General features: G+C 65.9%; 10 protein-coding genes and 2 tRNA genes. 2 read left to right on the forward strand and 10 right to left on the reverse strand.

The features are described 5' to 3' along the window. Positions 1-3: 3 nt before the first annotated feature. A complete protein-coding gene (proB, locus tag BW38_RS00635) occupies positions 4-1,161 on the forward strand; it encodes a glutamate 5-kinase (RefSeq protein ID WP_032978734.1) in 1,158 nt (385 codons plus the stop codon). Continuing rightward, the gene (locus BW38_RS00630; RefSeq protein ID WP_032978737.1) at positions 1,158-2,429 is read left to right on the forward strand and encodes a glutamate-5-semialdehyde dehydrogenase; all 1,272 of its coding nucleotides are present in this window, start codon (positions 1,158-1,160) and stop codon (positions 2,427-2,429) included. Before proB ends, BW38_RS00630 begins: the two co-directional genes overlap by 4 nt. Before the next feature lie 527 nt (positions 2,430-2,956). On the opposite strand, the gene pgaD is transcribed toward BW38_RS00630, so the two are convergent. The 10 genes from pgaD to BW38_RS00580 form a co-directional block, all read right to left on the reverse strand. After that, positions 2,957-3,448, reverse strand: a complete 492-nt coding sequence (gene pgaD / locus BW38_RS00625; RefSeq protein WP_032978740.1) for a poly-beta-1,6-N-acetyl-D-glucosamine biosynthesis protein PgaD — start codon at positions 3,446-3,448, stop codon at positions 2,957-2,959. Further along, positions 3,445-4,698: a poly-beta-1,6-N-acetyl-D-glucosamine synthase gene (gene pgaC / locus BW38_RS00620; protein ID WP_032978743.1), complete on the reverse strand. Its 1,254-nt coding sequence runs from the start codon at positions 4,696-4,698 to the stop codon at positions 3,445-3,447. The genes pgaD and pgaC overlap by 4 nt, the downstream gene beginning before the upstream one ends. A gap of 1 nt (position 4,699) precedes the next feature. Next, positions 4,700-6,607 carry a poly-beta-1,6-N-acetyl-D-glucosamine N-deacetylase PgaB gene (pgaB, locus tag BW38_RS00615; protein WP_025876446.1) on the reverse strand — a complete coding sequence of 636 codons (1,908 nt, stop codon included), beginning with the start codon at positions 6,605-6,607 and terminating at the stop codon, positions 4,700-4,702. 1 nt (position 6,608) lies between these two features. After that, positions 6,609-8,648, reverse strand: a complete 2,040-nt coding sequence (gene pgaA / locus BW38_RS00610) for a poly-beta-1,6 N-acetyl-D-glucosamine export porin PgaA (RefSeq protein WP_032978746.1) — start codon at positions 8,646-8,648, stop codon at positions 6,609-6,611. Positions 8,649-9,019: 371 nt separating this feature from the next. Further along, positions 9,020-10,225 carry an MFS transporter gene (locus BW38_RS00605; protein WP_032978749.1) on the reverse strand — a complete coding sequence of 402 codons (1,206 nt, stop codon included), beginning with the start codon at positions 10,223-10,225 and terminating at the stop codon, positions 9,020-9,022. A gap of 227 nt (positions 10,226-10,452) precedes the next feature. Further along, positions 10,453-10,529, reverse strand: a tRNA-Pro gene (locus BW38_RS00600). Between the two features lie 138 nt (positions 10,530-10,667). Next, positions 10,668-10,744: transfer RNA gene (locus BW38_RS00595), tRNA-Pro, on the reverse strand. A 56-nt stretch (positions 10,745-10,800) separates the two neighbouring features. Then, on the reverse strand, positions 10,801-10,914 hold the full coding sequence (cydX, locus tag BW38_RS00590) for a cytochrome bd-I oxidase subunit CydX (RefSeq protein ID WP_025876452.1): 114 nt from the start codon (positions 10,912-10,914) through the stop codon (positions 10,801-10,803). Between the two features lie 54 nt (positions 10,915-10,968). Then, complete coding sequence (gene cydB / locus BW38_RS00585; RefSeq protein ID WP_025876453.1) at positions 10,969-12,123, reverse strand: cytochrome d ubiquinol oxidase subunit II; 1,155 nt, start codon at positions 12,121-12,123, stop codon at positions 10,969-10,971. 15 nt (positions 12,124-12,138) lie between these two features. After that, on the reverse strand, positions 12,139-13,722 hold the full coding sequence (locus BW38_RS00580; RefSeq protein WP_032978752.1) for a cytochrome ubiquinol oxidase subunit I: 1,584 nt from the start codon (positions 13,720-13,722) through the stop codon (positions 12,139-12,141). Between the last annotated feature and the right edge of the window lie 131 nt (positions 13,723-13,853).

The following is a 13,853-nucleotide window of genomic DNA, read 5'->3' on the forward strand; positions in this document are numbered from 1 at the left end:
CTGATGACTGTCCACGCCGCCCACGTTGCATCGCCGTTCCCCGAACAAGCGCTGCCGTCGTGGCGGCGCGCCGTGCTCAAGGTCGGCAGCAGCCTGCTGGCCGCCGACGGTGGTGGCCTGTCGCCGCGCCACGCGCTGGGCCTGGCCCAGTTCGTTTCGGCCAACGTGCTGGCCGGGCGCGAGGTCGTCATCGTCTCCTCCGGCGCGGTCGCTGCCGGCCGCGCGATCCTGCCCCGGGCCGATGAACCCGGTGCGGCGATGGCGGCGCGGCAGGCGTTGGCGGCACTGGGCCAGGCGCAGCTGATCGGTCTGTGGCAGCGCTTCTTCGAGCGCCCGGTGGCGCAGGTGCTGCTGACCCATGACGATCTGCGCAACCGCCGCCGCTATCTCAATGCGCGGGCAACCCTCAACGAGCTGCTGCGGCTGGGCGCGCTGCCGGTGGTCAACGAGAACGACACCGTTTCGGTGGATGAGCTCAAGCTCGGTGACAACGACAACCTGGCCGCGACGGTGGCAGCGCTGGTCGATGCTGATGCACTGTTCATCGCCACCGACATCGACGGTCTCTACAGTGCAGATCCGCGCACGCATGCCGATGCCCGGCCACTGCATGAAGTGGCCGAGTTGAACGATGCCGTGCTGGCGATGGCTGGCGGCGCCGGTTCGGTCGCCGGTACCGGCGGCATGCGCACCAAGCTGGAGGCCGCAGCCAAGGCCGGCCGTGTCGGCATTGAAACCTATCTGTTCAATGGCCGCAGCGGCGAGGTGGTGCGCGCGCTGGCGCAGGATCGCCTGTTCGGCACCCGTATCCATGCAGCACGCAGCCGTGAGGCGGCCCGCAAGCACTGGCTGCGCCACGCTCCGCTCGCCGAAGGCGCGATCCTGGTCGATGCCGGCGCCGCCCAGGCGATGCGCGAGAAGGGGGCATCGCTGTTGCCCGGTGGCATCACCGGTGCCGACGGCGCGTTCCGGCGCGGTGACATGGTGCAGGTATGCTGGAACACCGACGCCGGCCGGGTGTGCGTGGCCCGTGGAGTGAGCCAGTACGCCGCCGATGACGTGCGCCGCATTGCCGGCCGCCACACCCGCGACATCCAGACCGTGCTCGGCTACAACTACGGCGGTACCGTCGTCCATCGCGACGATCTGGTGCTGCCATGAACCTACTGCAGGATATGCCGATGAGTGAGATCGAATCGCAGGCCCGTGCCTGCCGCGACGCGGCCCAGGTGGTTGCCGGCCTGGACAGCGATGCGCGCAGGGCACTGCTGCAGGCGATGGCGCAGGCGCTGGAGGTCAATGCCGGACAGATTCTTGCAGGCAATGCACGCGACCTGGCCGCCGCCCGCGAAAAAGGTGTGGGCAGCGCGATGCTCGACCGCCTGGCACTTGACCCGGCGCGCCTGCTGGCGATGGCCGACGCCGTGCGCGAGGTGGCCGGCCTGCCGGACCCGGTCGGGCAGGTGACCCGCGACGACGTGCGTCCGAACGGCATCCGCGTACAGAAGGTGCGCGTGCCGCTGGGAGTGATCGCGATGATCTACGAAGCTCGCCCGAACGTGACCGCCGAAGCCGCCGCGCTGTGCCTGAAGGCGGGCAACGGCGTGATCCTGCGTGGCGGCTCGGAGGCGATCCATTCCAATACCGCCATCGCCCAGGCGTTGGCGGGGGCATTGAAGGCCAACGGCGTGCCCCCTGCCGCTGTGACGGTGCTGACCGACCTGCGTCGCGAAGCAATGCTGGAACTGCTGCAGCTGCACGAACTGATCGACCTGGCCATCCCGCGCGGTGGCGAAGGCCTGATCCGCTTCGTCGCCGAGCACGCACGGGTGCCGGTGATCAAGCACTACAAGGGCGTCTGCCACCTGTTCGTCGATGCCAGTGCCGATCTCGACAAGTCAGTCGATCTGCTGGTGGACGGCAAGTGCAGTCGCCCGTCCGCGTGCAATTCACTGGAAACCCTGCTGGTGCACCGGGGCATTGCCGCAGCGTTCCTGCCGCGTGCTGCACAGGCGCTGGCCGAACGTGGCGTGCAGCTGCGCGCAGACGAGCGCGCGCAGCCATTGCTGCCGGGGAGCACCGCGGCCAGCGAAGACGACTATGCCGCCGAATTCCTTGATCTGGTACTGGCGGTCCGCGTGGTCGACGATCTTGATGCAGCGATCGCGCACATCCGTACCTATACCTCCGACCACACCGAAGTGATCGCCACTGAAGACGTAGCCAGTGCCGAGCGTTTCGTCAGCGCATTGCGCTCGGCGGTGGTGATGGTCAACGCGTCTTCGCGTTTTTCCGATGGTGGCCAGCTTGGCCTCGGCAGCGAGATCGGCATCTCCACCACGCGCCTGCACGCCTATGGCCCGATGGGGCTGGAAGCGCTGACAGTCGAACGGTTCGTGGTGCGCGGCGAAGGCCAGGTCCGAAGGTAGGGTCACAGCCGGGCTGTGCCCGGCACCCGCAGAGGCCACGGCAACAGCCGAAGCAACAGCGGGGTTCCTGCGGGATGGCGGGGTGGGTCCGGTTGCGGGGGACGCCGTGAACCCGTCCATGGGGGCTTGGCCGCGGCATCCATGCCGCGGACACCCCCGCAACCGGACCCACCCCGCCTTGACAGATCTCCGCAATCTGTCGGGATGGCATGATTTGCTCTTGGTGGGTGTCGACCTTGGTCGACACGTAGATCCACGCCATGCGTGGATGCTTTTCGTTCAATTGTCGAAATATTCGATTTCGATTTCGATTGAGATGGACCCACCGTCACCGGGAATCTGTCGAAGGTGGGGCGGTGTCGGATTGCGGGGTGTCAGCCGCATGGATGCGGCTGCCAAGCCTACAAGGACGTACTTGCGGCGTCCCCGCAATCCGACACCGCCCCGCCTCCCACGGAATGCCAGCTGTTGCTGTTGCCTTGGCCGCTGCCTCTGCGGGTGCCGGGCGCCGCCCGGCCGAACCCCCGTTACCTCAACAGCTGCGCGGTCATGCCCAGCGGCCGTGCATGCTCATCCATGTGCAGGGTGATGGCCTTGGCACCGAACATCTGTTCGGCAAGCTGATCGCTGGCACCCAGCGAATGGGCGATCTCCGCACGACTTGCGTCCTCGTGCGGGCCGCGCCGTTCCTTGCCGGAGAAGCGGTAGCGGTTGTACTCGGCCCAGGCGATCAGCAGCAGCGCACAGCACGCCAGGATCACCGGCAGGGCGATGATCACGAACGGGTCCAGATGCTGCTTGCGCTCGTACAGCTGCAGCCACGCCAGCTGCCCACCGAGCAACCAGGACACCAGCGTGACCAGCGGTGCCCACAGGTAGAAGTAGAACCCCCAGAATGCCAGGGTCACAAAGCCCCAGGCGGTGCGCTGCAGGCGGGGCTGCTTGAGCGGCTTCTGGATCAGGCGCGAGTCGAAGCGGTTGGACGGCGTCCTGGCAGTCCTCTGGCGATGTGCGTTCATCGGATACCTCTGTCTGGGCTGACCCAGGTGGCTCGCTTGCCACGCCGCCGGAGAAGGGTCTTCGGCAGCGCCACCAGCGTGGTGAACAGGCTGATCAACCAGTACGCCATCGGGTACCAGATGACCCAGAAATAGTTGCGGCCGATATGCGTTTCGTAACGCCTGTCGATGATCAGGCTGCTGGCGAACTGCAGCAGGCAGACCAGGGCCAGGATCACGCCATGCCATTGCGGCAGCAACGTGTCGATGTACAGCGACGGCGGCATCGGGATGAACTTGCCCACTGCCCACAGCAGGATGATCACCAGCATGGTGTAGGCCCACAGCACGCTGAGGATGTATTCCAGCAGCACGCCCCACATCCGCCGCTTGCGCCAGCTGAACAACGAGGAGCCGTGGCGCAACAGGACTTCCACGCCGCCCTGTGCCCAGCGCAGTCGCTGCCGCCACAGGCCCTTCAGCGTTTCCGGCATCAGGATGAAGCACAGCGCATTGGGCTCGTAACGGATGTCCCAATGATCCAGCTGCAGCCGCCAGCTGATGTCGATGTCCTCGGTGACCATGTCATCGGCCCAGTAGCCGATGCGATGCAGGGCGGTGCGACGGAACGCGGCAATGACGCCGGACACGGTGAAGATGCGGCCGTACACGCGTTGGGCGCGCTTGATCATGCCGATGATCGAGGAGAACTCCGCCACCTGCAGGCGGCCGAGCAGGGTGGAGCGGTTGCGGATGCGCGGGTTGCCGGTCACCGCACCCACGCGTGGGCCGCTGGTCAGGTGCCAGACCATCCAGTGCATGGCGAACTCTTCCAGCATGGCATCACCATCGATGCACACCAGGTACTCCGATCTCGCGGCCAGCGCGCCCATGCGCAACGCGTTGGCCTTGCCCAGGTTGCGGTCCAGGTGGACCACGCGCAGGCGCGGATGAAGCTCTGCAAGCGCGTCCAGGCGGGTGCCGGTGTCGTCGGTGCTGCCATCGTTGATGGCGATCACCTCAAAGTCCGGATAGCGCTGGGCCAATGCCGCGCCGAGGGTGTCGTCCAGGTTCGCCGATTCGTTGTGGCACGGGATCAGCAGGCTGGCGAACGGATACTCCGCCATCGGTGGTGGATCGTTGCGCGGCCGCGACTTCCGCTCACGGCGGAAGAAGTAGTACAGGCCCCCGGACATCCAGAAGAACGCCATCACCATGGGGTAGAAGAAGGCGAACTGGAACATGGCGTTGAGCCACGGATTCATGTCCACGTCACTTCTCCGGATACGGGAAGTTGCGCGCGGACATCGCCGCGCGTGCATCCTGGGTCGACGGCTTGTCGGCGATGAAATCGTCCGGGTACCACGCGAAATGGCGCACGCCCTGTGCCTGCAGGCGGCGGATCTGCGCGCGCAGCTGTTCGCCGCTGATCGGCCGCTGCGTGCGCCAGTCCACGGTCTGCAGCTCGAACATCGTGTGCTTCAGCTCGGGGTCGTGCGCACGCACGGCCACCACCAGCTTGTCCAGCCAACGCTGCGGGCGGCGGCTGCCTTCCATCCACGGCATCGCCATCAGCGCGGTACGGTCGTAAGCCTTGTTAAACAGGTCCAGGCGCTGGGCGAACCACGCCGCGCTCTGCGGCTCCAGCACCGGCTGCGCGTACAGGTTGCGCACGGTGCCCAGCTTGGGGCGCCAGCGTTGTGCGCTGTCACGCAGTTCCAGGGTGAAATCAATCAGCGCCTGGGTGCGGCCGCCGTCGCTGCCTTCCTGCGGCAGCTGGGCAAGTTCGGTATCGCGCACGTAGCCGTCATCGTGGAACAGCAGGCCTTCGAAATACGAATTGATCGCCAGGTCTTCGTAGATGTCCTTGATGATCTGTCGTGCCTGCGGCTTGGTGAAATCCAGGCGGTACATGCCATCGCGTTCCGGGCTCTGGATGCCCAGCGCCGCACGTTGCGCAGCGTCGGGCAGTTCATAGCCCAGCACCGGCAACCACGCATACACCTTCACCCCGGCACGGGTTTTCAGCTGCCAGGCGACGCGGTTGAACAGGTCCGCGCGCATCGGCAGGTGGCGGTTCGGGAAGTACAGGGCATCGGCGGTGTTGTTGCCGTCCGGATCGGCGAAGGCCTGCAGGTAGACATGGGTCGGGCCGATCCGCTTCACCCGCTCGATCAGCGCATCCAGGTTGCGCGCCTGCTGTGCAGGGTCGCTGTCGTAGACCGAGTCCATATCGATCTGCAGTGCACGGGTGCCGTCCAGATTGACGTTGCGGCGCAGCTCGAAGGCCAGCGAGGTGATGTTCGGATTGCTGGTCACCAGCAGGCGTGCCAGGCCATGCAGGTCGGCCGTCACCGGCGTGCTGCGACCTTCCAGGTCGAAGGACACCGGCATGCCCAGCTGCTCGGCGATGTCGTTGCTCAACTGGTTGTAGGCGGCATACGGCCAGACGATCGCTTTCGGGCGTACACCCAGCTCCTTCTCGATGCGCTGTACGCTGCGGCCGAGATCGTCGCGCAGGCGCTTCTCGTACTCCTGCGCGCTTTCATAGCGCTGCGCCTTGGGGTCGTAGATGCGGGTGATCACCGCCGGGGTCTGGTTGCCCTGCGGGTTGGACTGCACGCCGTGGTGCAGGTTGTCGGTATGGCTGGCCAGTTCGATCAGGCCGCTGGCCTGCATCTCGCGCAGCTGGTCCCAGGTCAGGAAGTCGTCATGGCCGAAGGGACGGTAGCCGTAGTCGATGGTGCGGCCCGGTGCCATGTCCACGTAGTCGGTGATCACCGCCACCAGCGCCGGATAGTTGTACGCGCGCAGCAGCGGATAGACGCGGCTGTACACGCTGCGCAGGCCGTCGTCGAAGGTCAGCAGCACCGGTCGCGGCGGCAGCGTTGCTTCGCCGCGCGAGGCCTTGATCAGCTGTGACAGCGAGACCGGGTGATAGCCATGCGCGGACAGCCAGTCCAGGTGTGCGGCGAAGTTCTGCGTGCTGACCGCGTAGGCGTCGCCGTCGGATTTTTCCAGCACATCATCGCGCACGTCGTGGTAGCTGAGGACCAGCAGGCCGTTGTCGGCCGCGTCCAGTTCCGCGGCCGAGCTGGCGCGCTGGGCTGCGGCAGGCAGGGCGAGGGCCAGCAGCGCCAGCAGCAGTACGGTCGTCAGGTTGCGAAGCATCCGTTCCATCTCATTCTCCCCAGCGCAGCGCGGCATCGAAGCCGATATGTCGTTCACGTTGGCCGTCGTAGACCGGCCGCGACCAACTCACGCCGTACTCGAGGATCCGCCCTTGATCGAACTGCCATTCGTGGCGATAGGCCACGGTCGGAATGATTGAACTGCCAAAACCTTCCTGCCAGTAGTTGCCCACCGACACTGTCAGGCGATGGCGGAAGTGGCGCTCGTAATGGCGCCACAGCTGTTGGTCGATGCGCAGGCCCACTTCCACCGAGCGATCCCGCGAGGGGTTGAAGTAGGGCGCATCGTCGCGGCTGCCACGGCTGGTGTAGACGCTGCCCAGGCCATCGATCAACAGGCGCGGGCGGGTCAACAGCCGTTGTTCGATCGCACTGTTCAGCGTATCGCGGCGGTTGCCATCGTCGTAACGGAACTGGCTGCCACCGAAGCTCCAGTGGGTGCGCTCGTTGCGCGTGTAGTCCACTGCAACCGCAACGCTGTCGGCGGTGATGCCGGCCACGCGTGCCTGCATCGAGGCTTCCGGATCATTGCGGGCAGCGGTCACGCCGGCGTGCCAGCGATCATTGAACTGCCAGCCGAAGCCGCCGCGCAGGCCGGTGTCGCCGATGCTGTCGTTGGGGCGCATCACCGCTGCCTCGGCATCAAGGCGGTCGAAGCGGTAGCGCACGCCGGCACCGATCCACAGCGGATCGATGTCCTGGTCCTGGAAGCTGACCGAACGGCGGTCGGCGAAGGCAAACAGGCGCCAGCGGTCGTTGAGAACCGGCGAGGCCACTTCCACGCCGTAGTGCAGGTCGTCGTTGCCCAGCGGCGAGGTGCCGCCACCGCCGGAACTGCGGCCACCCTCGACCTTGGCCAGCAGCTGCCAGCCGCGATGGGCGCGCCAGTCGCGGTCCATGCGTTGCAGCGCCGGCTGGCTTGGATAGCGTGCCAGCAGGTCGTCATGCAGCGGCCGCGCCAGGTCGTCGCGTTGCAGCTGCACGTAGGATTCGTACATGCCCAGGCGCGGCGCGATGTCACGCGGGTCCAGGGTATAGGCCATCTGGTGGCGCTCAAGCGCCCGCCGTGGCCAGCCGCGCATCTGGTAGACGCTGCCCAGTGAAGTCTGCAGGCTGCCATTGCCCGGGCCGACCTCGACCAGGGCTTCCAGTTCGCGCTGGGCCGTGGGCAGGTCGCCGCTGTAGGCCCGCACCATCCCCAGGTTCAGGTCGGCCTCGTAACGCGCCCAGTTCTGGAAGGGGGTCTTGCCGCCGCCCCAGCGCCAGGCCGGTTCGTCCTTCTGCCAGGCCTGCAGGTAGCCCACCGCCTTCTCCGCCTGCTCGGTTTCCAGATAGGCATAGGCCAGCTCCGAGCGTGTCTCGAAGCGTGAGGGATCGTTCTTTGCGGCGGCCTCCAGCAAGGGAATGGCCTCCTCCGGGTTCTGGGTGGCCATCAGCGAGTCGCCTACGGCTGGCAGCACGTAATCGGGCAGGGCATGGCCTTCGCGCTGCAGCGCCCGCGCCTCGTCGCGCACCTGCGCGTGGCGGGCCAGGCGGTTGAGCAGGATCAGCCGGTCCATGCGGATACGCAGCGGCGCCTGCGCCTGCGTTGTGCCATCGCGCTCGACGTACTGCTCCATTTCCGCCAGCGAAGCCTCGGCCTCGTCCAGCCGGGTGTCTTCGCTTTCCCCGTAGGCCAGGCTCCAGTTGACCAGCTTGGCCACGTAGTTGGCCTCCAGCCGCGCTTTCTGGTCCTGGTCGAACAGGTTGGGCCGGGCCTGGTAAAGCCGCCAAGCGCGATGGGCGTTGCCGATGTCGCCCAGGGTCAGGACCTGCAGCTTGTACAGCAGGTCGTCGTTGGGCTCGCGCAGCTGCGCCCGCTCGATCGCTGCCAGTGCATCGACCCAGCGTGCCTGGTCACGGTAGTGCCCGATCTCGGCGAGCCGGTCGGCGCGCGTGATGACGGTGGGCGGCGAGGCCGCGTGGGCCCAGCACGCCAGAGTGGCGCAGGCCAGGCCGACGCACAGCGCCAGCGGACGATGAACAACCATGAGACCCCCTAAGCATCCATTGCTGAACGATGTGCTCAAAAGTGTGACGCACATCACATGCCAACTATAGCTGACGCTCTGCCAAAGCGCCTACTTCCTATCCGTACCTTGTTGACGGAGAGTCCTTGGATGACCGGCCAGCCCTGTCGCAACGCGTTGTCGCGCATACACTTTTCTGCCGTCCACTGGAACGGCACGGGACAGCCAGGGGCCGCCCTGTGGGGCGATCCTGCTGGCAAGGCCAGTTCTGGACGCATAACGGGTCAGCTTCGGACACGCTACGTCACCTGCTGCGGCGGCGGTGTGTAGATCGCGGTAGTGGGGTGTGTGGGTCCAGCTTCACGGCGGCGGGCGTCAGCCCGCCGGTCCGGTCACCACAGGTCTTCCAGCTTGCGCGGCTTGCAGGCCACCCACGAGGCGCACAGCATCAGCAGTGCGCAGCCGAACAGGAAGGCGAAGGGCAGGGTCCAGCCCTCGCTGACGGTATGCAGCCAGCCGACCAGGAACGGGCCCAGGCAGCTGAAGCTGTAGCCCACGCCCTGCATGAAGCCGGACAGGGCCGCCGAACCGGTGGGGGTGCGCGTGCGCAGATTGATCAGGGTCAGCGCCAGCGGGAACGTGGACGGCCCGACGCCCAGCAGGCAGGCCCACAGCAACGGCGCCTTCATCGGGGCGAACAGCAGGCCGGCGAAGGCGATGACGAAGGCGGAGAAGCCGATCAGCACCAGCGGGAAGGGATTCTGCAGGCGCACCGCCAGCGATGGGATCACCAGCGATGGCAGCAGGCCCAGTGCCGAAAACACCGCGACCATCACCCCGCCGAAGGCGGGCGTGGCGCCGGCTTCGACCACGATGCGCGGCAGCCAGGTGAACATCGAATAGGTCATCAGCGAGGTCATGCCGAACATCAGCGTCATGCTCCAGCCCAACGAGGTACGCCAGACCTTGCCGTGCGGCTGCGCGGTGGGATCGCTGCTGTCCAGCACCGGCCTGGGCGCACTGCGTGCCAGCAGCATCCATGGCAGGGTCGCAGCCAGCGCCAGCAGCGCCCACATGCCCAGCGACACCCGCCAGCCTGCGGCGTTGGCCACCGGCACCGCCAACAGCGCCGGCATCATCGTGCCCAGCTGCAGCACGCTGATGTACAGCGTGCTCATGGTGCCGACCTTGTTGGCGAAGTAGCGCTTCACCAACGGCGGCACCACCACGTTGCCGATGCCCATGCCCGCCAGTGCGATCACCGAGCCCAGCAGCAGCGTGCCGACATTGCCGGCGCTGGAGCGCAGCAGCAGGCCGGCGGCAGCCATCAGCATCGCCAGCAGGGTGGTGCGCTCAAGGCCCAGGCGTCGTGCCAGCGCCGGGGTGGCGACGCCGAACAGTGCGAACGACGCGGTCGGCAGCATGCCCAGTACGCCGGTCATGGTGGTGCCGAAGCCGAACTGCTGGCCCAGCACGTCCAGCAACGGGGTGATGGAGGTGACGGCGGTACGCAGGTTGACCGCCGCCAGCAGGATCGCGGCGAACGCCAGCACGCGCCCGTGCAGCAGTGATGGCGAAGGGGAGGTGGGCGAGGTCATGCGGTGTTCCTTGCAGGTGGCGCACGCCATGCAGAATGACGTGCCGCGCCCGCACCGGGCGCGGCCGGTGTGGCAGGTGGGGGAGTGGCGGCCATTGTACGTGGCCGGGCCGGGTCAGGTCCCCGGCGGCATCTGCTGATGGCGGCGTAGCCGGGTGTCCCGGATTCCAGGTACAAAAAAACCCGGAGGACACTGATGTCTTCCAGGCTTCTTGGTGACCACCGGAGTGGTCGGGGAGACAGGATTCGAACCTGCGACCTCTACGTCCCGAACGTAGCGCTCTACCAGACTGAGCTACACCCCGAAGGGAGCCGCCTATTCTAGCCATTTCCCCCGGTGGCGGCAAGGGGGAAGACCGTTCTGCTTCGCTGCCGTGGCAGCGACTCCTGCGGGAACAAAAAAGCCTGGAAGACTTCACCAGGCTTCAATGCGACCACCGAAGTGGTCGGGGAGACAGGATTCGAACCTGCGACCTCTACGTCCCGAACGTAGCGCTCTACCAGACTGAGCTACACCCCGAAGGAGCCGCCAAGAATACGGTGTGAAGGCCGTATCGGCAACCCTTTTTTACAGTTTCAACGCACTTCCTTGTCGGCGCGGGCGCTTTCGCGCGCTTCGAACCACATCCCGTTGAGGATGGCCACGACCGAAGCCAGGCCGGCGCCGAGAATCCAAGCGAAATACCACATGGTCAATCTCCTGTGTGCGAGGGGTGTGCCGACCCTGGGCCGGCACACGGGCAATCAGTACGCGTTGGGGTTGTCGTCCATGTCCTCGACCGTCGTCTTGCCCTTCAGCACGCGGTACACCCAGGTGGTGTAGGCGAGGATGATCGGCAGGAAGATGGCCGTGGCCAGCAGCATGACCCACAGCGTGAGGTGGCTGGACGAACTGTCCCAGACGGTCAGGCTGGAGGTGGGCTGGCTGGAGGACGGCAGCAGGAACGGGAAGATCGCAAAGCCGACGGTGAGGATGATGCCGGCAATGGACGCGCCCGAGGCGATGAAGGCCAGGCCGCCACGACGCGCGCGCAGCAGCACCGCGCTGGCAAGCGCACCCAGCAGGCCCAGCACCGGGAACACCAGCGTTGCCGGCATGCTGCTGTAGTTGCGCAGCCAGCCACCTGCGGCGGACCCCAGTTCGGCGGTCTTCAGCAGCGGATTGGTCGGCCCGTCGGTCACCACCTGCGAAGTGATCTGGTAGCCCGGCAGGCCGAAGGCCACCCAGGCGCCGGCAGCGGCGAACAGCACGAAGCTGATGATGGCGGCGATGCTGCCATAGCGCGCTGCACGTTCGGCCACCGGGCCGTCGGTCTTCAGCACCAGCATGGCCGCACCGTGCGACACCAGCATGGCCACGCTGATCAGGCCGGCGATGAGCGCGAACGGTGTGAGCAGGCCGAAGAACGAACCGGTGTAGGTCACGCGCAGGGTGTCATCGAAGTGGAACGGCACACCCAGCAGTACGTTGCCCACCGCGACGCCGGCAATCAGGCCCGGCAGCAGGCCACCGACGAACAGCACGCGGTCCCAGTTGTCGCGCCAGCGCTTGGACGGCAGCTTGCTGCGGTACTTGAAGCCGACCGGGCGCAGGATCAACCCGAACAGCATCGCAAACACCGCCAGGTAGAAGCCGGAGAAGCTGACCGCGTACAGCGGCGGCCATGCGGCGAAGATCGCGCCGCCACCCAGCACCAACCAGACCTGGTTGCCTTCCCAGACCGGGCCGACGGTGTTGATCACCAGCCGGCGTTCTTCATCGGTCTTTGCCACGAACGGCAGCAGCGTGCCGACGCCGAGGTCGAAACCATCCATGACGGCCCAGCCGACCAGCAGGATGCCGAGCAGCAGCCACCAGATCACGCGGAGCGTGGTGTAATCAAGTGCAATGAATTCCATCTGGATTCTCCTGCCTCAGGCCTGGCCGGGGGCAACGGCATTGGGGGAAACAGGGCGGATGTCGGCCTGCAGCGTCGGCAGGATGTCGTCCGGGCCCTTGCGGACCGCCTTCAGCATCAGCTTGATTTCGATGATCAGCAGCACCGTGTACAGGCTGGTGAACACCGCCAGCGTGGTCAGGATTTCATGCAGTGCCAGGCCCGATGCCGCGTAGAACGTGGGCAGCACGCCATCCACCGCCCACGGCTGGCGGCCGTACTCGGCCACGAACCAACCGCATTCGATCGCGATCCACGGCGCCGGCAGGCTCCACACGGCCAGCTTCAGGAACCAGCGCTTGTCCTGGAAGTTGTTGCGGCACGAGAAGTAGAAGGCCAGCGCGAAGAAGGCGATCAGGTAGAAGCCCAACCCGGCCATGATGCGGAAGGTCCAGAACAGCGGCGCCACGCGCGGTACGGTATCCATCGCGGCCTTGGAGATTTCCTCCGGCGTCGCGTTGAGGATGTCCTCGCGGTAACGCTTCAGCAGCAGGCCATGGCCGAGGTCCTGCCAATGGCGATCGAACATTTCACGCGCTGCAAGATCGGTCTTGTCCTTCTTCACCCGTTCCAGTGCGCCATAGGCGATCTGGCCACCGCGGATGCGGTGCTCCGCACGCTCCACCAGTTCCAGGATGCCCGGAATCGGCTGGTCCAGCGAACGGGTGGCGATCAGGCCCATCAGGTATGGGATCTTGATCGCGTAGTCGTTGGTGTGGGTGTCCTGGTTGGGAATGCCGAAGGCGGTGAAGTCGGCCGGCGCACGCTCGGTCTCCCACATCGCTTCGATCGCCGCCAGCTTCATCTTCTGGTGCTCGCTGGCGGCATAGCCGCTCTCGTCACCCAGCACCACCACCGACAGCGAGGACAGCAGGCCGAAGGCCGCGGCGACCGCGAACGAACGGCGGGCCATGTCCCTGTGCTTGTTGCGCAGCAGGTACAGGGCGCTGATGGACATCACGAAGATCGCACCGGTCACGTAACCGGCACTGACGGTGTGCACGAACTTGGCCTGCGCCACCGGGTTCAGCAGCACCGCGGCGAAGTCGACCACTTCCATGCGCATGGTTTCCGGGTTGAACACCGCACCGGTCGGGTTCTGCATCCAGCCGTTGGCGATCAGGATCCACACCGCCGACAGGTTGGTGCCCAGCGCCATCAGCCAGGTCACGGTGAGGTGCTTGACCGGGCTCAGGCGCTTCCAGCCGAAGAAGAACAGGCCGATGAAGGTCGCTTCCAGGAAGAACGCCATCAGGCCTTCGATGGCCAGCGGCGCACCGAAGATGTCACCCACGTAGTGGCTGTAGTACGACCAGTTCATGCCGAACTGGAACTCCATCACCAGGCCGGTGGCCACGCCGATGGCGAAGTTGATGCCGAACAGGGTGCCCCAGAACAGGGTCATCTGCCGCCAGACCTGCTTGCGGGTCATGACGTACACGCTTTCCATGATGGCCACCATGAAGGACAGGCCAAGCGTGAGCGGTACGAATAGGAAGTGGTACATCGCGGTCAGAGCGAATTGCAGCCGCGACAGTTCTACGACTGTCTGATCAATCATGGCCTGGCTACCTCGTTGGATAGTGCCGTTGCAGGTGGCGGGAAGGGTGGTCTACGGGGTGAATGATGTGACCGACTACTTCAAACAGCCTTGATCCAGATCAATGTATGAACAGGTATTCAGGAGGATCG

The organism is Stenotrophomonas sp. RIT309, from assembly GCF_000632045.1.
GTDB classification, from domain to species: Bacteria; Pseudomonadota; Gammaproteobacteria; order Xanthomonadales; family Xanthomonadaceae; genus Stenotrophomonas; species Stenotrophomonas indicatrix.